This is a genomic window from Mitsuaria sp. TWR114 (assembly GCF_007997345.1).
Genome location: NZ_VOSR01000033.1, coordinates 12423 through 31943, shown reverse-complemented (window position 1 = coordinate 31943; position 19521 = coordinate 12423). Strand labels below are relative to the sequence as shown.

The 19521-nt window shown below is 66.8% G+C and carries 16 protein-coding genes and 3 pseudogenes; 9 read left to right on the top strand and 10 right to left on the bottom strand.

Annotated elements, in window-relative coordinates:
* The 8 genes and pseudogenes from fabF to FUT87_RS02135 all read right to left on the bottom strand — a co-directional run.
* Window positions 1-951, bottom strand: a 951-nt coding sequence (gene fabF / locus FUT87_RS02170) for a beta-ketoacyl-ACP synthase II (RefSeq protein ID WP_147239912.1), incomplete at its 3' end; no start/stop codon positions are given.
* A gap of 9 nt (window positions 952-960) precedes the next feature.
* Window positions 961-1200, bottom strand: coding sequence for an acyl carrier protein (acpP, locus tag FUT87_RS02165; protein ID WP_058936430.1), 240 nt, complete (start codon window positions 1198-1200; stop codon window positions 961-963).
* A gap of 183 nt (window positions 1201-1383) precedes the next feature.
* Entirely contained in the window at window positions 1384-2121 is a 738-nt protein-coding gene (fabG, locus tag FUT87_RS02160; RefSeq protein ID WP_091726651.1) for a 3-oxoacyl-ACP reductase FabG, read from the bottom strand.
* A gap of 41 nt (window positions 2122-2162) precedes the next feature.
* Window positions 2163-3103: pseudogene (gene fabD / locus FUT87_RS02155) on the bottom strand (ACP S-malonyltransferase).
* Window positions 3104-3274: 171 nt separating this feature from the next.
* Window positions 3275-4263 (bottom strand): annotated as a pseudogene (locus tag FUT87_RS02150) (beta-ketoacyl-ACP synthase III).
* Window positions 4260-5393 (bottom strand): phosphate acyltransferase PlsX, encoded by a 1134-nt coding sequence (gene plsX / locus FUT87_RS02145; RefSeq protein ID WP_147239911.1) that lies wholly within the window; start codon window positions 5391-5393, stop codon window positions 4260-4262. Before plsX ends, FUT87_RS02150 begins: the two are co-directional and overlap by 4 nt.
* A 246-nt stretch (window positions 5394-5639) precedes the next feature.
* Complete coding sequence (gene rpmF, locus FUT87_RS02140) at window positions 5640-5825, bottom strand: 50S ribosomal protein L32 (protein ID WP_091726670.1); 186 nt, start codon at window positions 5823-5825, stop codon at window positions 5640-5642.
* 276 nt (window positions 5826-6101) lie between these two features.
* On the bottom strand, window positions 6102-6662 hold the full coding sequence (locus FUT87_RS02135; protein WP_091726673.1) for a DUF177 domain-containing protein: 561 nt from the start codon (window positions 6660-6662) through the stop codon (window positions 6102-6104).
* A 50-nt stretch (window positions 6663-6712) separates the two neighbouring features.
* On the opposite strand from FUT87_RS02135, the gene FUT87_RS02130 reads away from it, so the two are divergent.
* The gene (locus FUT87_RS02130; RefSeq protein WP_147239910.1) at window positions 6713-7315 is read left to right on the top strand and encodes a Maf family nucleotide pyrophosphatase; all 603 of its coding nucleotides are present in this window, start codon (window positions 6713-6715) and stop codon (window positions 7313-7315) included.
* A gap of 35 nt (window positions 7316-7350) precedes the next feature.
* A pseudogene (locus FUT87_RS02125) lies at window positions 7351-8141 on the top strand (SAM-dependent methyltransferase).
* Window positions 8142-8241: 100 nt separating this feature from the next.
* Here the strand turns inward: FUT87_RS02125 and FUT87_RS02120 are convergent.
* Both FUT87_RS02120 and FUT87_RS02115 read right to left on the bottom strand, forming a co-directional pair.
* Window positions 8242-9780 (bottom strand): DEAD/DEAH box helicase, encoded by a 1539-nt coding sequence (locus tag FUT87_RS02120; protein WP_147239909.1) that lies wholly within the window; start codon window positions 9778-9780, stop codon window positions 8242-8244.
* A gap of 107 nt (window positions 9781-9887) precedes the next feature.
* Window positions 9888-11012 (bottom strand): glycosyltransferase, encoded by a 1125-nt coding sequence (locus tag FUT87_RS02115; RefSeq protein ID WP_147239908.1) that lies wholly within the window; start codon window positions 11010-11012, stop codon window positions 9888-9890.
* A gap of 244 nt (window positions 11013-11256) precedes the next feature.
* On the opposite strand from FUT87_RS02115, the gene FUT87_RS02110 reads away from it, so the two are divergent.
* The 7 genes from FUT87_RS02110 to FUT87_RS02085 are packed head-to-tail and all read left to right on the top strand — an operon-like array spanning window position 11257 to window position 19514.
* Window positions 11257-13191 (top strand): SLBB domain-containing protein, encoded by a 1935-nt coding sequence (locus FUT87_RS02110; RefSeq protein WP_186830314.1) that lies wholly within the window; start codon window positions 11257-11259, stop codon window positions 13189-13191.
* A complete protein-coding gene (locus tag FUT87_RS02105) occupies window positions 13191-14315 on the top strand; it encodes a Wzz/FepE/Etk N-terminal domain-containing protein (RefSeq protein ID WP_147239906.1) in 1125 nt (374 codons plus the stop codon). Before FUT87_RS02110 ends, FUT87_RS02105 begins: the two co-directional genes overlap by 1 nt.
* Window positions 14316-14349: 34 nt before the next feature.
* Complete coding sequence (locus FUT87_RS02100; RefSeq protein ID WP_147239905.1) at window positions 14350-15381, top strand: hypothetical protein; 1032 nt, start codon at window positions 14350-14352, stop codon at window positions 15379-15381.
* Window positions 15365-16444: a hypothetical protein gene (locus FUT87_RS02095; protein WP_147239904.1), complete on the top strand. Its 1080-nt coding sequence runs from the start codon at window positions 15365-15367 to the stop codon at window positions 16442-16444. The genes FUT87_RS02100 and FUT87_RS02095 overlap by 17 nt, the downstream gene beginning before the upstream one ends.
* Window positions 16441-17538, top strand: coding sequence for a hypothetical protein (locus FUT87_RS02090; protein ID WP_147239903.1), 1098 nt, complete (start codon window positions 16441-16443; stop codon window positions 17536-17538). Before FUT87_RS02095 ends, FUT87_RS02090 begins: the two co-directional genes overlap by 4 nt.
* 12 nt (window positions 17539-17550) lie before the next feature.
* Window positions 17551-18393: a hypothetical protein gene (locus FUT87_RS28285; RefSeq protein ID WP_186830313.1), complete on the top strand. Its 843-nt coding sequence runs from the start codon at window positions 17551-17553 to the stop codon at window positions 18391-18393.
* Complete coding sequence (locus tag FUT87_RS02085) at window positions 18390-19514, top strand: NAD-dependent epimerase/dehydratase family protein (protein WP_186830312.1); 1125 nt, start codon at window positions 18390-18392, stop codon at window positions 19512-19514. The genes FUT87_RS28285 and FUT87_RS02085 overlap by 4 nt, the downstream gene beginning before the upstream one ends.
* Window positions 19515-19521 lie beyond the last annotated feature (7 nt).

Genomic DNA, 19521 nt, shown 5'->3' with positions numbered 1-19521 from the left:
CTCGTTGGCGTCGCCCAGCGGCGTGGACGTGCCGTGCGCGTTCATGTACTGGATCTGGTCCGCGTTCAGGCCCGCGTTGCGCAGCGCGTTGCGCATCGAGCGCGTCGGGCCGTCCACGTCGGGCGCGGTCATGTGGTACGCGTCGGCGCTCATGCCGAAGCCCACCAGTTCCGCGTAGATCTTCGCGCCGCGCTTCTTGGCGTGCTCGTACTCCTCGAGCACCAGCACACCGGCGCCCTCGCCCAGCACGAAGCCGTCGCGATCCTTGTCCCAGGGACGGGACGCGGTCTTCGGGTCGTCGTTGCGGGTGGACAGCGCGCGGGCCGCGGCGAAACCGCCGACGCCCAGCGGCGACACCGTCGACTCCGAGCCGCCGGCGACCATGACGTCGGCGTCACCCGCCTCGATCATGCGGCCGGCCTGGCCGATGCTGTGCAGCCCCGTCGTGCACGCCGTCACGATCGCCAGGTTCGGGCCCTTGAACCCGCACTGGATCGAGACGTGGCCCGAGATCATGTTGATGATCGACGCCGGCACGAAGAACGGACTGATGCGGCGCGGGCCGCGATTGGTCAGTTCCGCGTGGGTCTCCTCGATCATCGGCAGGCCGCCGATGCCCGAGCCGACCAGCACGCCGATGCGCTCCGCCAGTTCGGGGCTGAGCGCGTCGCCGGTGGGCAGACCCGAGTCGCGGATCGCCTGCAGCGAGGCCGCCAGCCCGTAATGGATGAACGTGTCCATGTGCCGGGCTTCCTTCGCGGGGATGTAGTCATCCACCTTGAAGTCCTTGACCTCGCCAGCGAAATGGCAGGCCAGGGGGCTGGCATCGAAACGGGTGATGGTGTCGATGCCGGACTTGCCAGCCACGATGTTGGCCCAGCCCTGCTCGACCGTGTTGCCCACGGGCGAGATCAGGCCGAGACCGGTGACGACGACGCGACGACGGCTCATGCTGCTTGCTTACGCCTTCTGGTGCTTGACCGCGTAGTCGATCGCCAGTTGAACGGTGGTGATCTTCTCGGCCTCTTCGTCCGGGATCTCGATGCCGAACTCGTCTTCGAGGGCCATCACCAGTTCCACGGTGTCCAGAGAATCAGCGCCCAGATCGGCGACGAAGGCCTTTTCATTGGTCACATCGGCTTCGGGCACGCCGAGTTGCTCGGCGATGATTTTCTTGACACGTGCTTCGATATCGCTCATGACTCCTCCAGGAGGGGTTTGCTAGAACAACCCGGGATTCTAAGGCCTTAGAGTGGCGCCCCTAGTTCGGACCTCCCGAGGCGCGCCTTCCTCGATGGATACGGCGCGCGCTCGCACTCTATCAGCCCCACACCGGCCGGGTGAATCCGGTGGGTGGCCCGCCCGCGAGGGGCGGCTTCCACCTCAATTCATGTACATGCCGCCGTTGACATGCAGCTCGACGCCGGTGATGTAGCCCGCCTCGGGCGACGCCAGGAAGGCGACGGCATGCGCGATCTCGGCCGGATCGCCCAGGCGGCCCGCCGGAATCTGCGCCAGCAGCGCGGTCTTCTGCGCCTCGGGCAGCACGTCGGTCATGTCGGTGGCGATGAAGCCGGGGGCGACGCAGTTCACCGTGATCGAGCGGCTGCCCAGTTCCCGTGCGAGGGCACGCGTCATGCCCGCCACGCCGGCCTTGGCGGCCGCGTAATTGGCCTGGCCGGCATTGCCGGAGGCGCCCACCACCGAGGTGATGTTGACGATGCGGCCGTAGCGCTGCTTCATCATCGGCCGCATGACCGCGCGGCTGGCGCGGAAGACGGCCTTCAGGTTGGTGTCCAGGACGGCGTCCCAGTCCTCGTCCTTGAGGCGCATGGCGAGCATGTCCTTCGTGATGCCGGCGTTGTTGACCAGCACCTGGATGCCGCCGTCCTGCTTGACGATGGCGTCGATCAGCGCATCGACGGCCGCGCCGTCATTGACGTTGAGCACCGCGCCGCGACCGCCGTGCGGCGCCAGCGCCTCGGTGATGGCCTGCGCGCCGGACTCGCTGGTCGCGGTGCCGATCACGACGAAGCCCTTCTGGGCCAGCGTCAGCGCGATCGCGCGGCCGATGCCGCGGCTGGCGCCGGTCACCAGCGCCACTTGCTTGTTGTCGGACATGGGGAACCTCGGAAGGGATTCGGGAAAAAGGAGTTCAGGCCTCAGGCCAGCAGGGCCCTGGCCTCGGCCAGCGAGGCGGGGTCGAGCACGGTGGCGCTGGCCAGTTCGGCATCGATGCGCTTGGCCATGCCGGCCAGCACCTTGCCCGGGCCGCATTCGATGACGGTGTTCAGGCCGCGCGCCTTGAGCGCCTGCACCACCTCGACCCAGCGCACCGGGCCGAAGGCCTGGCGGAAGAGCGCGTCGCGCAGCGCCTCGATGTCGTCGGTCACGGCGACGTCGATGTTGTTGATCACCGGGAAGGCAGCCGGCTGGAAGGCCACCGCGGCGAGTTTCTCGCGCAGGCGGTCGGCGGCCGGCTTCATCAGGCTGGAGTGGAACGGCGCGGACACCGGCAGCGGCAGCGCGCGCTTGGCGCCCGCGGCCTTGAGCGCCTCATTGGCCTTCTCCACGCCCGCCTTGGAGCCGGCGATCACCGTCTGCTTCGGGTCGTTGAAGTTGACCGCCTCGACGACCTCGCCCGATGCGGCGGCGACCTGCTGGCAGACCTCGCGCACCACGGCGGCGTCCAGGCCCAGGATCGCGGACATCGCGCCGGTGCCGACCGGCACGGCGTCCTGCATCGCCTGCGCGCGGAAACGCACCAGCGGCAGCGCGTCGGACAGGCTCAGCGCGCCGGCGGCCACCAGCGCCGTGTACTCGCCCAGCGAGTGGCCGGCGGCGCCGAGGGCACCAGGCCGGTCTCGGCGATCCAGGCGCGATAGTTGGCGACGCCGGCGGTCAGCATCACCGGCTGCGTGTTGGTGGTCAGGTCCAGCTGTTCCTTGGGACCGTTCTTGATCAGCGCGCCGATGTCCTCGCCCAGCGCGGCGGAGGCCTCGGCCAGCGTGCGGACGACTTCCGGGTGATCGCCCCAGGCGTCCAGCATGCCCACCGATTGGGAGCCCTGGCCGGGGAAGACGAATGCGAAGTTCTTGCTCATGGCGGTTGGGTCCGAAGCTAACGAATCAGAGGGGGCAGAGAGGGAGCACAAGGGAACGGCGCGGGGACCGGCAACCGCGCGCGTCGCACGTCGACGCGACCGTGGAGCGGCCGGTGTCGCGTTCAAGGCGACACGTCGGACGGGGCCGGACAAGCCGGCTTCAAGCAGGCATCAGTAATCCAGCAGCACCGCGCCCCAGGTGAAACCACCGCCCACGCCTTCCAGCATCACCGTGTCGCCGCGCTTGATCTTGCCGGCGCGCACCGCGACGTCGAAGGCCAGCGGGATCGAGGCGGCGGAGGTGTTGCCGTGTTCGTCGACGGTCGCGATCAGCTTGTCCAGCGACATCTTCAGCTTCTTGGCCGTGCCCTGCATGATCCGGATGTTGGCCTGGTGGGGGATCAGCCAGTCGATGTCGGCATCGGTGCGGCCAGCCTTGTCCAGGACCGAGCGGGCCACCTTCTCGAGCACGCCCACGGCCAGCTTGAACACCGCCTGGCCGTCCATCTTCAGCAGCGGATGGCCCAGCACCTCGCCGCCGGACACGGTGCCCGGGGTGCAGAGGATGTCGGCATGGCGGCCGTCGGCATGGAGTTCGCTCGCGAGGATGCCGGGCTCGTCGCTGGCGCCGACGACCACGGCGCCGGCGCGTCGCCGAACAGCACGCAGGTGGTGCGGTCCTTGAAGTCGAGGATGCGCGAGAACACTTCCGCGCCGACCACCAGCGCCTTGGTCGCGGCGCCGCTCTTGATCATCGCGTCGGCGACGGTCAGCGCATACACGAAGCCGGAGCACACGGCCTGCACGTCGAAGGCGGCGCAGCCGTGGATGCCGAGCTTCTGTTGCAGCAGGCAGGCGGTGGACGGGAACACCATGTCCGGCGTGGACGTGGCGACGATGATCAGGTCGATCTCATCGGCGCGGACGCCGGCCGCTTCGAGCGCCGCGAGCGACGCGGGCAGCGCGAGGTCGCTGGCGGTGACCTGCGGGTCGGCGAAGTGACGGGCGTGGATGCCGGTGCGCTCGACGATCCATTCATGGGAGGTCTCGATCCCGTCGCGGGCGAGGCGTTCCGCGAGGGCCGCGTTGGTGACGCGGTTGGCGGGCAGGTAGCTGCCCGTGCCGAGGATGCGGGTATGGCGCTTGGAAGCAGTGGTCATGCAGCGTGGGCGGCGGCGGCCGCCTGGTCTCCAGCATCGACGCCCTCCTCATTGGCCGGCGCGGGGAGCGCCTGCAGCGTCGCGACGATGCGATCGTGAACCCGGTCTAGGAGCCGGTTGCGGGCCGCATCATACGCCCGGTTCAGCGCCTGCTCGAAAGCGAAGGCATCGGCCGAGCCGTGGCTCTTGAAGACCAGTCCGCGCAGGCCCAGCAGCGCCGCGCCGTTGAAGCGGCGGTGGTCGACGCGATTCTTGAAGCGCTGCAGCACCGGCATCGCCAGCAGCGCGATGAGCTTGGTCCAGGGGGTCCGGGTGAACTCCGCCTTGATGAAGCTGGAGATCATGCTGGCCAGCCCTTCGGCCGTCTTCAGCGCGACGTTGCCGACGAAGCCGTCGCAGACGACGACGTCGGTCGTGCCCTTGAAGATGTCGTTGCCCTCGACGTTGCCGTGGAAGTTGAGCTGGTCATGGGCGGCGACCTCGCGCAGCAGTTCGCCGGCGCGCTTGATGGTCTCGTTGCCCTTGATCATTTCCTCGCCGATGTTCAGCAGGCCGACGCTCGGGTTCTCCTTGCCGTCCACCGCCGACACCAGCGCGCTGCCCATGACGGCGAACTGCAGCAGGTGCTCGGGACCGCAGTCGACGTTGGCGCCGAGGTCCAGCACGGTGGTGAAGCCGCCCACCTGGTTGGGCATGACGGTGGCGATGGCCGGCCGGTCGATGCCTTCGAGCGTCTTGAGCAGGTACTTGGCGACCGCCATCAGCGCGCCGGTGTTGCCGGCCGAGACGCAGGCCTGCGCGAGCGCGGGCGTGCCGTCCTTGCCCGGCTTGAGCTGCGAGAGCGCCACCCGCATCGACGAATCCTTCTTGCGGCGCAGCGCGACCTCGATCGGGTCGTCCATGCTGACGACCTCGCTGGCGGGGACGATGCGCACGCGCGGCCAGGCGGCCGCTTCCTGGAGCGCCTCGGGCAGGCCGACCAGCAGCAGCTCCGCTTGCGGATGCGCGGCGAGGAAGGCCCGGCAGGCCGGGAGCGTCACGGCGGGGCCGTGATCGCCGCCCATGCAGTCCACCGCCAGACGGAGCGGCTCGGCGGAGGGCGATGAGCGAGTGGCGGGAAGTGCGGTCATCGAAACCTGAGGAGAAGAATCACCGGTCGAAGCTGCGACTGTAGCGACCTCGCAAGAAGCGTGCGCGACAGCCGGCCCCAGCCGGCGCACGCATCCCGGGCATTCCGGGTGCGCGCGAAGAAGGTGAGAAGACGACGGAAATGCGAAAGCCCGGCAACGCGAGGCGCTGAACCGGGCTTTCTTCTTGTCGTGAGGACCAGGCGGAAGGCGCCTTGCGGCGGCTTCCTGACCGGCTGATCGCGTCGATCAGGCGGCGTCGGCCTTGGTCTTCAGCACCTTGCGGCCACGATAGAAGCCGTTGGGGCTGATGTGGTGGCGCAGATGCACTTCACCGGTGGTCGGCTCGATCGCGGTGCCCGGGGTGCCCAGGGCGTTGTGCGAGCGGTGCATGCCACGCTTCGACGGGGACTTCTTGTTTTGCTGAACGGCCATGATTGATTCTCCTAAAGGCTTCGGCTGGCTTCGGTGGTTCGAGGCTTGCTCGGGCTCTCGAGAGAACTCGAGCTGTGCCGCGGATCCCACAAGGATGCTCCGCTACCGACGCCTCGGTCCCGGCGGGCCGCCCACATGGACGGCCATTTCGAACCGGGAAAGCCGGAAACTATAGCACAGCGGGCATCCGGGCGGCAATCCGGGCGGTGAACCCGTCGCATGATCGGCGGCCGCTTCGCGAGCACAAGGTCGCGCGGAGCCGCCCCATCCCGTGCCTCAAGCCTTGCCGCCACCCTTCTTGAGGGCGGCCAGCGCGGCGAACGGGTTCGGGCGCTCCTCTTCCGGCGCCTCGTCCTCCTCGACATTGGCGTGCGGCAGCGGCTCCGGGCACTCGTCGTGACGCGGGACCACCGGCAGCTCCAGCAGCAGCTCGTCCTCGACCAGCTCGCGCAGGTTGAGGTGGCGCGCCAGCGCGAGCACGTCATCGTCCGAATCCATGTCCAGTTCAGCGGCCATGTCCTCGTCCTTGACGAAGCGGAACCAGCGCGACACCGCCAGGTCCTCGCGCACCGGCTTCAGGCAGCGCTGGCAGGTCAGCGCGACCTGCGCCTCGGCGCCGAGCTCCAGCCAGATCTGCGGCTCGCCGCCCTTGGGCGTGCGGGTCTCCCCCCGGGTGGTCCACCGAACGGGGGGCCAGTGGGCGGGATCGGATTCGGGCGCGGCCGATTCAGCCAGGCGCGGCAGGCTGGTGGCGGGCCACTCGCCCTCGAGCGAGGCACCCTCCCGGGCGAAGGCCTCGACATCGAGCTTCAGGGGATCGAACGAACGCGGTTTCATGGGGCGCAAGTGTACGAGCCGGCTCTGCCCGGGTGGGAGAATCCCGCCCCATGACCGCCCTTCCCCGCCCGCTGATCCTGGGCTCCACCTCCCGCTACCGGCGCGAACTGCTGGAGCGCCTGCGGCTGCCCTTCGAGACCGCGGCGCCCGAAGTCGACGAAGCCCCTCGCGCCGGCGAATCGCCCGAGGCGCTCGCGCGCCGGCTGGCGCTGGCCAAGGCGCAGGCCGTGGCCGCGCGCTTTCCGCAGGCGCTGGTGATCGGCTCCGACCAGGTCGCGGACCTGGCGGGCCAGCCGGTCGGCAAGCCCGGCACGCATGAGCGGGCGGTCGAGCAGTTGCAGGCCATGCGCGGCCGCACCGTCGTGTTCCAGACGGCGGTCGCGGTGGTCTGCGCGGCGACGGGCTTCGTCGGCGAGGACCTGGCGGCGGTGCGCGTGCGCTTCCGCGACCTGAGCGATGCCGACATCGAGCACTACCTCCGCGCCGAGCAACCTTACGACTGCGCCGGCAGCGCAAAGGCCGAGGGGCTGGGCATCGCGCTGCTCGAGGCCATCGATTCCGACGACCCCACCGCGCTGATCGGCCTGCCGCTGATCCGCACCGCGGCATTGCTCCGCCAGGGCGGGCTCGACGTACTGGGCCTGCTGACCTGAACACCCGTTTCCGACCCTGATTGCAAAGACTCCCGATGACCCGCGGCCGCCTCTTCCTCGTTCCCAACACCCTCGACTTCGGCATGGACGGCCAGGAGGTCGACCTCGCGAGGTGCTGCCCGACGCGGTGCTCGCCCGCGCGGCGGCGATCACCCACTGGGCGGCGGAGAACGCCAAGACCACACGCGCCTTCCTCAAGCGCGTCGGCGCGACCCATGCGCTGGCGGTGCCGCTGCAGGAGCAGCGGATCGAGGAACTGCCTCGTCCGCCGAAGGGTCGCGCTCCGGCGGCGAACGCCGCAGCGGGCGCGGCCGCCGAGGACAAGGCCTGGGCCGCGCTGCTGCAACCGGCGCTGGACGGCCACGACCTGGGGCTGATCTCCGAGGCCGGCATGCCCGCGGTGGCGGACCCCGGCGCACGGCTGGTCGCGGTGGCGCATGCCGCTGGCGTGGAGGTCGTCCCGCTGACGGGACCGAGCTCGCTGCTGATGGCGGTGGCCGCCAGCGGCCTGAACGGCCAGAGCTTCGCCTTCGTCGGTTACCTGCCGGTGGACGCGGCGGAGCGCGCGACCCGCATCAAGTCGCTGGAAGCGGCCTCCGCCCGGGACCAGCAGACCCAGCTGATGATCGAGACGCCCTATCGCAACGGCGCATTGCTGCAGGCGCTGCTGGCGACGCTGAAGCCGACGACCGCGCTGTCGGTGAGCTGCGGCCTCAGCCTGAAGGACGCCTGGACCCACACCGCCACGGTGGCGCAGTGGCGCAAGGCGCCGAAGGCGCTGGCCGACAAGGTGCCGGCGGTGTTCTCGATCCTGGGCTCGCGCTGACTGAAGGCGCCATGAGCAAAGGCCGGACGCCTCGCGGCGGTCCGGCCTTCTTCATTCAGGGCCACGGGGCCTTGGGCTCGCGCCCGGGCCCGTTCGCCGCTCAGGATTCGCTGTCCGCGGTGACCGGCGGCTTCTTGGCGCCGAACAGCGCCGCCACCTTCTTCTTCGGCTTGATGTTGGCCGACAGACCGCTGCGCGGCGCCTGCGCGCTCCCCTTCTCCCAGGACGGCGCGTCGGCGCGTTCGCTGACTTCGTAGGGCTTGTCGAACAGCGGATCGTAGGCCTGGCGCTGCGGCGCGCGCGGCGCCGAGGCGTGCGAGCCGTAGGCCTCGTCGCGGCGGGCCTCGCGCTCGCGGCGGAAGTCGCGGCGCTCGCCGCGGTCTTCGCGATCGCCACCACGGTCGCCGCCACGCTCGCCCCGGTCGGACCGCTCGCCGCGGTCCCCACGGTCGCCGCGGTCGAAGCGGCGACGCTCGCCTTCGAGCTCAATCGGCTCCAGGTCCAGCTTGCGCTTGATCAGCTTCTCGATCTCGCCGACCAGGCGGGCGTCCGCCTTGGTGACCAGCGTGAAGGCCAGGCCCGAGGCTCCGGCACGGCCGGTGCGGCCGATGCGGTGCACGTAGTCCTCGGCGTTGAAGGGCACGTCGAAGTTGAAGACGGCCGGCAGGTCGGCGATGTCCAGGCCGCGGGCGGCGACGTCGGTGGCCACCAGCAGCTCGACCTCGCCACGCTTGAACGCCTCCAGCGACTTCAGCCGCTCGTCCTGCGACTTGTCACCGTGCAGCGCGGCGGTCTTCAGGCCGTCGCGCTCGAAGGCGCGGGCCAGGCGCGCGGCGCCCAGCTTGGAGTTCACGAACACGATCGACTGCGTGATCTCGCGCTGGCGCAGCAGCTGCTTGACCGCGGCGCGCTTGTCGTCGTCATCGACGCTGAAGAAGCGCTGCTCGACGGTGGACGCCGTGGCGTTCGGCCGCGCAACCTCGACCAGCTCCGGCTCCTGCAGGTAGCTCTGCGCGAGCTTCTTGATCTCCGGCGAGAAGGTCGCCGAGAACAGCAGCGTCTGGCGCGTCTTGGGCAGGTAGCTCAGGATGCGCTGCAGGTCGGGCAGGAAGCCGATGTCCAGCATGCGGTCCGCTTCGTCGAGCACCACGTACTCGACGTGGTTGAGCACCGCATTCTTGGCTTCGATGTGGTCCAGCAGGCGGCCCGGCGTGGCGATCAGCACCTCGACGCCGGCCTTGAGCTGCAGCGTCTGGGGCTTCATGTCGATGCCGCCAAAGACGCAGGCCACGCGCAGCTGCGTGTGCTTGGCGTAGGCCTTGACGTTGTTGGCGACCTGGTCGGCCAGCTCGCGGGTCGGGGCCAGCACGAGGGCGCGCACCGGATGGCGGGCGGGCGACATCGAGGCGTTCTCGTGCTTGAGCATGCGCTGCAGCAGCGGGATGGAGAACGCGGCGGTCTTGCCGGTGCCGGTCTGAGCGGCGCCCATCACGTCTTTGCCGGACAGGACGATCGGGATCGCCTTGGCCTGGATGGGCGTCATCGTCGCGTAGCCCTGGTCGGCCACGGCACGCAGCAGCTTGGGGTCCAGCGGCAGCGTGTCGAAACGGGGGCTTGGCGTCGGGGTGGATTCGGTCATGGGCGCGGATTATCCTCCAAGCCCCCGAAAGCCCCGGGAAACCACCGATCCCGGCGCGTGCAGCACCGCATGAAGCGGGCCGCGGCGTGCAGGATCGGCCTGCCGGATCAGGGCATCGAACGGTCGGTCAGCTTGCGCTGATCGCCGCGGAACACCATCCACTTCGGGGTGCGGAAACGCACGATGCGCCAGTACAGCGCGACGTAGGCGACGCCGAACAGCACCATGCAGGCGGCGATCGCCGGGGTGGAATCCCAGAACAGCAGCGCCGGCGCCAGCGACGAGAGGCACAGCGTCCAGAGATAGGGCGCGGTCATCGAGTTGCGGCGCGTCATCAGGCGCGCGTCGCGTGCGCCAATCGCCCAGCGCATCAGGCGACGGTAGATGAGCGAGTGCAGATGGATGCCGTCCGGATCGCCGGGGCTGGTGTTGCGCAGGAAGCGGCGGCGGTAGATCGAGAACACCGTCTCGAACACCGGATAGATGCACACCATCAGCGCGAACAGCGGCGAGACCTGCGGATGGCGGTGGATCAGCAGGATGGCGATCTCCGCCAGGTAGAAGCCCATGAAGTACGCGCCGCCGTCGCCCAGGAAGATGAGGCCGGCGGGGTAGTTCCAGACGAAGAAGCCGAGGATGGCGCCGACGCCGGCCAGCGCCCAGAGGGCGAGTTCGGTATCGCCGACCTGGTAGGCGACATAGGCCAGCGACAGCAGCATCAGGCTGACGCACATCGAGGACAGCCCGTTGAAGCCGTCGATGATGTTGACCGAGTTGGCGACGCCCGCGACGACGAAGACGGTGATCAGCACCGCGCCCACGGTGGTGCCGACGATGAAGTCCAGGCCGGGGATGTCGGTGCGGTTGATGGTCGCCTGGAGGAGCCAGCAGCCGAGCGCTGCGGAGATCGCGGTGGCGATCAGGCGCTCGCGCGGGGAAACCTTCTTGGTGAAGTCCTCGATCAACCCGGCGCCAAAGGCCGGCAGGCCGGCCAGGAGCAGGAGCAGGCCGGTCTTGGCTTGGGGATGCTTGAGGAACCAGGCCAGCGCGACCATGCCGGCCAGACCCAAGAAGATGCCGACGCCACCGATACGCGGCACGGGCCGAGCATGAAACTTCTGGGGGCCGGAGAGGTCGTGATCGGCGGACAGGTGCCCGTGCATGGTCGACGAATGCACGACATACAGCGTGACCGCCGCCGCCAGTGCGAACGGGATGAGCAAATACAACATGGCCGGCAGTGTAACGATCAGCTTCTGGTCCCCGGCGGTTTTGGCGCAACAGCGCTGCCATAGAATGCCGCGCTGGCCGCCCCGACACCCCTTGTCACAAGGCACATCGGGGCGGCTCTCCCTTTCAGAGACGAGATCACGCATGGAACTTCGCGCCCAACGCGCCTCTTCGCCGCTGTCGACGATGACTCGATCCCTCCAGACTTTCCAGAAGCCCGCGCTGGCGCTGTTGATGGCATGTCTGATGGCGGGCCCCGCCATCGCGCAGTCGATGGGAAGCGGCCAGACCTCGTCCGAGAACAGCAGCGATGTCAGCGGCCCGGTCCGACTGAACTCCACGACGCGCGGCTCGCAGGACGCGTCGACGCAGCAGCAACAGCAGCAGGCGCAATCGGCCATGCCGCGAGCGCCCAAGTACGTGCCCGGCGAGTTCGAGATCTACGTCAACAAGCTGCTGGGCCTGGACCTGACGGATCCGCTCACGCTGGAACAGCTGCGCCGCTCCGAGTCCGGCCTGGCTGAAATCGGCACGGTGACGCAGACGCAGACCGGCGCTGTCGGGAAGGCGACGACGATCTCCACCGACAACATCGTCCGGCGCCTGGGTGCCGACCTGATGCTCGATGCCCGCATGGGCTCGGACACCGACGGCCCGCGCCAGGCGCCTTCGGACTACCTGATCGGCATCGGCGACGAGATCCAGGTCACCGCCTGGGGCTCGGTGGACGCCGACCTGCGCCTGACCGTCGACCGTGCCGGTCGCGTCACGATCCCGCGCGTCGGCCCGGTGCTGGTTGCGGGCGTGCGCTACGGCGACCTGAACGACGTGGTGCGTGCCCGCATCGCGCAGGTCTTCAAGAACTTCCAGGTCAGCACCTCGCTGGGCAAGCTGCGCACGATCCGCATCTATGTGACCGGCTTCACCGCGAAGCCGGGCGCCTACACGGTCAGCAGCCTGGCGACGATCGTCAACGGCCTGATCCGCGCTGGCGGTCCGTCGGCGGCCGGCAGCTTCCGCCAGATCGAACTGCGCCGCAACGGCCAGGTCGTCGCCAACTTCGATGCGTACGACCTGCTGCTCAAGGGCGACAAGGCCAGCGACCGCGCGCTGCAGGCCGAGGACGTGATCCACATCGGCCCGATCGGCCCGCAGGTGGCGGTGCTGGGGAGCGTGAACAAGCAGAGCATCGTCGAGCTGAAGCCCGGCGAGACGATCGACGACGTGCTGGCAATGGCTGGTGGCTTCAGCGCGGTGGCGGACCGCTCGCGCATCTCGATCGAGCAGTTGAGCGAACGCAACGACCGCCGCGTGCGGGAGCTGCCGCTGCCGGCGCAGGCGAAGGCGGCGGCGTCCAACGGCGACGTGATCCGCGTGTTCAGCAGTGTCAATACGGCGCTGCCGCTGGCCAAGCAGTACAAGCGCGTGACGGTGGAAGGCGAAGTGTCCCGCCCCGGTGAATACGTGCTGCCGCCGACGAGCACCCTGCAGGACGCGATCGCCGCGGCCGGCGGATTGACGCCGCAGGCGTATGTCTTCGGCACGGACTTCTCGCGCGAGAGCGTGCGGCAGTCGCAGCAGGAGAACTACGACCGTGCGCTGCGCGACCTGGAGACGGAGTTCACCAAGTACGCCAGCACGCAGCGTGCAACCACGGCTGATGAAGCAGCGGGCAATGCGCAGCGCGCCGCAGGCAGCGAACGACTGGTGGCGCGGCTGCGGGCCGTGCGTCCGACGGGCCGCGTGGTTCTGCAGCTCGAGCCCGATGCGCGGCAACTGCCTTCATTGACCGTTGAAGACGGCGATCGTCTGCTCATCCCGGCGAAGCCGACGACGGTGGGAGTGTTCGGGAGTGTGTTCAACGCCGGCAGCTTCCTCCTTCAGAACGATGCCTCCGTCGACGATGTGATGAAGCTCGCGGGCGGCCCCACCCGAGGAGCAGACGCCAGCGGCGCGTTCGTGATCCGCGCGAACGGGACGGTGGTCAGCGCGCGTCAATCGAGCAGCGGCTGGTTGGGCTTCGGCTCCAACCTGGCGGGCCTGCAGGCGCTGCCGGGGGACACAGTGTTCGTTCCGGAACAGATGAACAAGTCGACTTTCATCCAGGATGCGAAGGACTGGACGCAGATCCTGGCCAACTTCGGTCTGGGCATCGCGGCACTGCAGACGATCAAGAACTGATGGCGACACCCGTGAACAACTCGCAGACCCTGGAACGGCCCGACACCGCTGCGGGCGCCGAAGCGCCCGGCCTGGTGGAACTTCTCAAGTTCCTCGCCCCGCGCTGGAAGCTGCTGGCCGGCGCGGCGCTCGGCGGCGCGGTGCTGGCCTACGGGGCAACCTTCCTCGTGAAGCCGGTGTTCACCGCACGCGCCAGCTTCATCAGCCCGCAGCAGCAGCAGAACTCCGCGATGGCGGCGCTGGCGTCGCTCGGGTCGCTGGGATCCATCGCGGGCGCCGCGACCGGCATCAAGAGCCCGGCTGACCAGTACGTGGCGCTCATGCAAAGCCAGACGATCAGCGACCGCATCATCAAGCGCTTCGGCCTGATGGAGATCTACGACGAGAAGTTCCAAGTCGACGCCCGGCGTGAACTGGACAAGAACGTTCGAATCACCGCAGGCAAGAAGGACAACCTGATCGTGGTCGAGGTGGACGACATCCTTCCGTCGCGTGCCGCGGAGATGGCCAACGTCTACGTTGAGGAATTGCGCGAGCTCAGCAACGGGCTGGCGCTGACCGAGGCCAAGCAGCGCCGCATCTTCTTCGAGCAGCAGCTCGACAGTACCCGCACGGCGCTGACCAAGGCGCAGGTGCAGTTGCAGGACACCGGCTTCCGAGCGGCGAACCTCCGCAGTGAGCCCAAGGCTGCGGCCGAGACCTATGCCCGCACCAAGGCCGAGCTGACTGCCAATGAAGTGAAGCTGTCTGCCTTGCGCCGCTCGCGCACTGACGCCTCGCCGGAAGTGCAGCAGCTCTCCGCCGCCATCGACGGCCTGCGCCGCGAACTCGCTCGCATCGAGGCCCCCGGCGAGAACGCGCCGGGCCAGGACTACACGACGGCCTATCGCGAGTACAAGTACCAGGAATCGCTGTTCGAGATCTACGCGAAGCAGTACGAGCTCTCGCGTATGGATGAGGCCCGCGACGGGACCTTCATCCAGGTCGTGGACGCGGCGACGCCGCCCGAGAAGAAGAGTCGTCCGAAGCGCCTGCAATTGGCCATCGCCGGCTTTGTGGCTGGGTTGATCGCCGCGGCCGTCGCGCTCATCGTTTCCGCGCTGCGCCGTCGCTCGCGCGCCTGATCGCATCCCTGGGCCCTGTCGCGTCGATTGTGGAATGACCATGAAGGCCCGGATCGCCTATCAGGCGCTGCTCTTCTTCAACTCGACGCTGCTGTACTCGTTCGCGGTCCGCAGCACCGGATCGCGCGACCTGCTGTTCTTTTCGGCGTTCCTCGCGGCGCTATCGCTGACCGCCAATCTGGCGGTGCAACTGTCCGACTCCCAGTTCCGCAGCGGTATCTGGGGCTTGAAGATCGCCTCTGTCGCGTTGCTGACCTGGGTGTGCCTGAAGACCGGCATCGCCCCGCCGGCGATGGCCCTGGCGCTCGGCATCGCGGCCGTCCTGGCGACACATCGGGACGCGCTGGCGGGCGCGCCCAACCGCCTGACCATGGTGGCGGCAGGCGCACCGATCATCACCACTGCGGTCCTCACCATGCTGGTCTGGGGCAAGTGGGCCGAGATCGATGACGAGCTTCTGCTGATGCTGCTGATCCTGCCATACCTGCTGACGGCGATCGCCAGTCGCCGCAGGGCGCCGGAGCACCGCCCGGCCGGCGTCGAGGGCGAACGTCTGCACGCGTGGACGCTGATCGTGTCGCAACTGCTGCCGACGGCGTCGTCGTTCGTGATGCTGACTCTGGTGTCGTACGAGAAGGACGCGACGGCCGTCGCCAACTTCGTGATGATGGAGCGGGCCATCGCCATTGGCGGAAGCCTGATCTACTTCTATGCGCGGGTGAAAGGCACGGTCCGACCCATGGCGGGCGCGATGGGGGCCGGTTTCCTGATCATTCTGACGGCCATCTTCGCAACAGCGATGCGCGACGTCACAGGGCCATTGGTCGCCGTGGCCTATCTCGCCTCTGGCTGCCTGCTGTCCTACGGGACGATCTCACTGGGGGCCCTATACGCCAGGGGCATCCTCGCGATCAACGGCACCGCCCTGTTCGGTGTAGTGATCGCCTCGTCCCGCGCCCCCCACCTGCACCCCGTCGAGGTTCTGGCCGTCTACATCTGCCCGCAGTTGCTGCTGATGGCCGGGCTCGTCGTCTTCGCCTCCCGCAACAATGCTCAACCTGCTTAAGAACCTCTACATCGCCGCGGACTACAAGCGGAGCGCGGCTAGCCTGAATCACACGCTGCGCGTCGGCGGCTCGGCGACCGCAGGCACGATGGTCGTGCTGGTCTATCGACTGGAGCCGCGTTCCGGCGGGCTCCGCAATGTCGCGCGCATCGTGAACGCGCTGGCGACCCACCTCGGCAAGTCGATTCAGCTCTACATCCAGAACCCACAGAAGACCGATGCCGCGCTGACGAAGGAGTACGGGTTCAAGGCAAATATCGCATCGTCCCTGCCGACTGCTGCGGATCTTTACGTCACGACCAGCTTCATCTTCAGCCTCAGCCTGCCCGACCTTCTGGCGACGTTCCCGTCCCGCTGGAATCACATCATCCAGGACTACGACGAACTGTTCTTCCCCATCTCGACCCGGTATTACCACGCGGCGAAGGTCAAGGTCGGCCCTGAAGCCTTCATCGCGTCCGGCAAGTGGATGAAGCTGCCAGGCCGCACCGCCTACCTGCCTTTCCCCGTCGACCCGGCGATCTATCACGCCAGCCCGGCTTCAGCCGTCGAGCGGGATATTGACGTCCTGTTCTTCCACAAGCCCGAACTGCCCCGTCGATGCGCGTTGGTCTGCGAGCAACTTGCCGAGACGCTCCTCGCCGCACGGCCCGGTCTACGGATCGCGTTCTACGGTTCGACGCTCTCTAGACGCCTGACCAAGGCCCGCGTCGAGCACCTTGGAGCCTTGCCTTCGCTTGAGGCCCTGGGGGACGTCTACCGGCGGTCGCGGATCGGCGTGTCGTTCAATCTTACGAACCCCTCGCTGATTCCCTTTGAGCACATGGCCTGCGGATGCATGCCGGTGTCGCCGTACGTCGAATCGCCAGCCGAATTCCACCTGCCCGGCATCCACGTGGACGGCACGCTGAGCCAGCTAAGCCAACACATCCTTGCACGACTTCAGGACGTCGACCTGGAGACGCAGGCCCTGTCGCTGTATGGGAGCTATCTGGACCAAGGCTACCTCTGTCTTAAGGAAGACTTCGGCCGTGCCGTCGTAGAGGCCATCGAGACCCTGTGAATCTGATTGTTCCTTTTCGGCTGATCGCAGGGAGCCTGTGCTTCCTGTACCTCATCCTTCCGCTGTTGTTCGTCACCAGTGTTCGGGAGGTGCTGACGCTCGCCCCGGTCCCGCCAGCCGATTTCGCGGTGGGAACGATCTATTCGATCTGCACCTTCCTGATCATCTTGCTCGTGCCCAAGGACATCGTCATTCGGAGCGATGCTTTGAAGATGGGGCAAGGGGTCGCCCGTGCGATCGCATGGCTCACGATCCTCCTGTCCGCCTACTTCTTCGCCAATGCGTTGCGTGGTCTCGAGACGCTCATCTATTTCGACAAGGTCGCAGCACATGCGGCCTACGAAGAGCTGAATGCCACTTACGGTCTCCGCCTGAAGTACAACGTCCTGCTCTGCCTTTTCCTGATGACGAGCCTCAAGGCCGGCATGCGGGGCTGGGGCGCGCTGTTCTTCGTGGCGCCCATCCTGTTCGAAGTCGTGTTCTCGAAACACAACTACGCCACTCACCTCCTGACATACCTGTTCATCTTGACCTGGAACTCTCGGGTCTCCCGCAAGGCGGTCTTAATCAGTTTCGCCGCCATGGTCGGCACTCTGCTGACGGTCCGCTTCATCTTCTACTCCGATTTCCAAAACGATCCCGTGCAATCGCTCGCCGCGATGCTCGGGGAGTTCACGATTTCCTGGCAGAGCATCCCTTCCGCGTTGAGCTACTCGGGCAGCACCTACACGGGTCCCACGGAGTGGTACTCGGACATCATCAGCAACGCAGCAGGGCTGGAAATTGGGCTGGCCGGAAATCCGGTGGCAGAAGCGATCTTCTACTTCGGCGACTGGGCGGGACTGGGGGTCGTCGGCGGCGCGCTCTTGTTCACGCTGCTGGCCAGGGCCTCGGCACGGAATTTCGCCGCCGGCATCGCCTTGTTGGTGGTCACGTATTACATGCGCGACTGCTTCCGTACGGGATGGAGTCTGGGACTGTCAGTCTTCGCCAAATCAGTCGTCATCTTTTCCGTCATCACGCTCGGCTTGATGGCAATTCATTACCTCGGATCGCGACTCTCCCCCCGTGCATCCCTTCCGCATCACAGTTGATTCTTTCGCTCAATGGACAAGGTTCTTTCAATCGTCTGCGCGTACTTCCCGAACAACGAGCGGCTGTCCTCCCTGGTCGCGTCGCTACTGGAGGCCGGGGATGTCGTCGTCGTGAACAACGGGGGTACGGTTCAACTCGACGTACCCTCCGGGCAGCACGAGGCTAGCGTCATCGATTCGGGCCGCAACCTGGGCACGCTCGCCTCGTACAACTTGGTAATTGCCCAGAAGCAGGAATACAGCCACTTCTGGCTATGGAACCAGGACAGCGAGATCACGCCCGACGACGTGCAAGCGTTCGTGACGAAAGCCGACCGGAGCTTTTCCAGCGATCCGGCCACCGTGTGCGTCACGGTCTTCGACAAGAAGAACTTCGTCTCTCCATTGAACCGCAATCTTATTCTCGCGAAGGAATCCACATCCATCCTCGCGCGCGAGCGCCTGCAGAGCCTTCTGCCCGAATGGTTCGACGAAAAGCTTTTCATGGATTACGGCGACTGGGACTTTTCTTACCGCCTCTTCAAAGCAGGGGGCCGGGTCCGCCAGATCGACGGGGTACACATCGGTCACCAACTGGGCGAGCCCGAGAAGACCATATTCGGCGCGATGAACCGATCCTCCCCGATGCGACTTCACATGCAGGGCATCAACACCGCTTATCTCGTCCGGAAACACGGTGTTTTCAACTTTCCGAACGCGCTGCTGGTGTGCCGGTGCTTCTTCCTTCCGTTCAAGAACTTCTTGTTCAAGAATTCGATCAAGCGAAACAGGCAATTCCTGTCGGGCGTGTGGTCCGGTATCAAGGGCGGGCTGAGTTCGACGTATGCAAACAATCTGAACAGGGGAATGAAATGAATATTCTGATCACCGGCGGCGCCGGCTTCATTGGACTGAAGCTAGCGCAAGCGCTGACGAGAGCGGGCGATTCGGTCCTAGTGCTGGACAACCTGTCGCCGCAGATCCACGGCGAGAACGCGGACTGGCCGGCAATTCTCAAGGACCTGCCCGACACGACGCTGTTCCAAGGCGATATCAACGACGAACGTCTCGTGAAGGACCTAGTCTCGAAATCCGACGCCATCGTGCACTTGGCCGCCGAAACCGGCACCGGCCAGTCGATGTATGAAATCAACAAATACTCCCACATCAACGTGTCGGGTTCCGCGTTGCTGCTGGAGGCGGCCTCCCAACATCGGCAGCGAATCAAGAAGTTTGTGTTCGCGTCCAGTCGGTCCGTCTACGGCGAAGGCTCTTATGCATCCGCGGACGGTGCCCTGCACTTCCCGGCGCCCCGGTCGCCGCGCGACCTCGGTGCGAAGCAATGGGATCACCGCGCCGAGGACGGCTCGCCGCTACGGGCAATCGGCACCGCCGAGCAGCACGGCATTTCCCCCGCGTCAATCTATGCCGCGACGAAGTACGCCACCGAACTCTATTGCCGCATCGTCGCGGAAGGCTACGGCATGGCCATCGACGCCCTGCGCTTCCAGAACGTGTACGGCGAAGGCCAGTCGCTGAAGAACCCGTACACCGGCATCTTGTCGATCTTCTCCAATCTGTTCCGGCAGAACAAGGCGATCAACATCTTCGAAGATGGCGCGGAATCCCGCGACTTCATCCATGTGTCCGATGTCGTGCGAGCCATCGAGCTCTCGCTGCGTGGCGCGTCCACCGGTTATCGGGTTTTCAACGTGGGAACCGGAACGCCTACTTCCGTGATGGACATCGCTAACATGCTCAAGTCCATCCTCAAGAGCGATTCAGCGCTGCGCATCTCCGGCGACTTCCGCGTCGGAGACATCCGTCATTGCTTCGCGGACACATCGGCGGCGAAGGCCCATTTGAACTTCGAGGCGTCCGTCGGCATCGAGGAAGGTCTTGGCCGCTTCGCCGCCTGGGTCTGCACTCAACCCATCGTGACGGCCGATCCTGCCCGCGCAATGGCAGAGCTTAAGGAAAAGGGTTTGGCGAACTGATCGCCAT

Bases quoted from the DNA above. Each gene is read 5' to 3' on its own strand.
- acpP (WP_058936430.1), bottom strand. From the start codon at position 1,200: ATGAGCGATATCGAAGCACGTGTCAAGAAAATCATCGCCGAGCAACTC.
- fabG (WP_091726651.1), bottom strand. From the start codon at position 2,121: ATGTCCGACAACAAGCAAGTGGCGCTGGTGACCGGCGCCAGCCGCGGC.
- plsX (WP_147239911.1), bottom strand. From the start codon at position 5,393: ATGACCGCACTTCCCGCCACTCGCTCATCGCCCTCCGCCGAGCCGCTC.
- rpmF (WP_091726670.1), bottom strand. From the start codon at position 5,825: ATGGCCGTTCAGCAAAACAAGAAGTCCCCGTCGAAGCGTGGCATGCAC.
- FUT87_RS02135 (WP_091726673.1), bottom strand. From the start codon at position 6,662: ATGAAACCGCGTTCGTTCGATCCCCTGAAGCTCGATGTCGAGGCCTTC.
- FUT87_RS02130 (WP_147239910.1), top strand. From the start codon at position 6,713: ATGACCGCCCTTCCCCGCCCGCTGATCCTGGGCTCCACCTCCCGCTAC.
- FUT87_RS02120 (WP_147239909.1), bottom strand. From the start codon at position 9,780: ATGACCGAATCCACCCCGACGCCAAGCCCCCGTTTCGACACGCTGCCG.
- FUT87_RS02115 (WP_147239908.1), bottom strand. From the start codon at position 11,012: ATGTTGTATTTGCTCATCCCGTTCGCACTGGCGGCGGCGGTCACGCTG.
- FUT87_RS02110 (WP_186830314.1), top strand. From the start codon at position 11,257: ATGGCGGGCCCCGCCATCGCGCAGTCGATGGGAAGCGGCCAGACCTCG.
- FUT87_RS02105 (WP_147239906.1), top strand. From the start codon at position 13,191: ATGGCGACACCCGTGAACAACTCGCAGACCCTGGAACGGCCCGACACC.
- FUT87_RS02100 (WP_147239905.1), top strand. From the start codon at position 14,350: ATGACCATGAAGGCCCGGATCGCCTATCAGGCGCTGCTCTTCTTCAAC.
- FUT87_RS02095 (WP_147239904.1), top strand. From the start codon at position 15,365: ATGCTCAACCTGCTTAAGAACCTCTACATCGCCGCGGACTACAAGCGG.
- FUT87_RS28285 (WP_186830313.1), top strand. From the start codon at position 17,551: ATGGACAAGGTTCTTTCAATCGTCTGCGCGTACTTCCCGAACAACGAG.
- FUT87_RS02085 (WP_186830312.1), top strand. From the start codon at position 18,390: ATGAATATTCTGATCACCGGCGGCGCCGGCTTCATTGGACTGAAGCTA.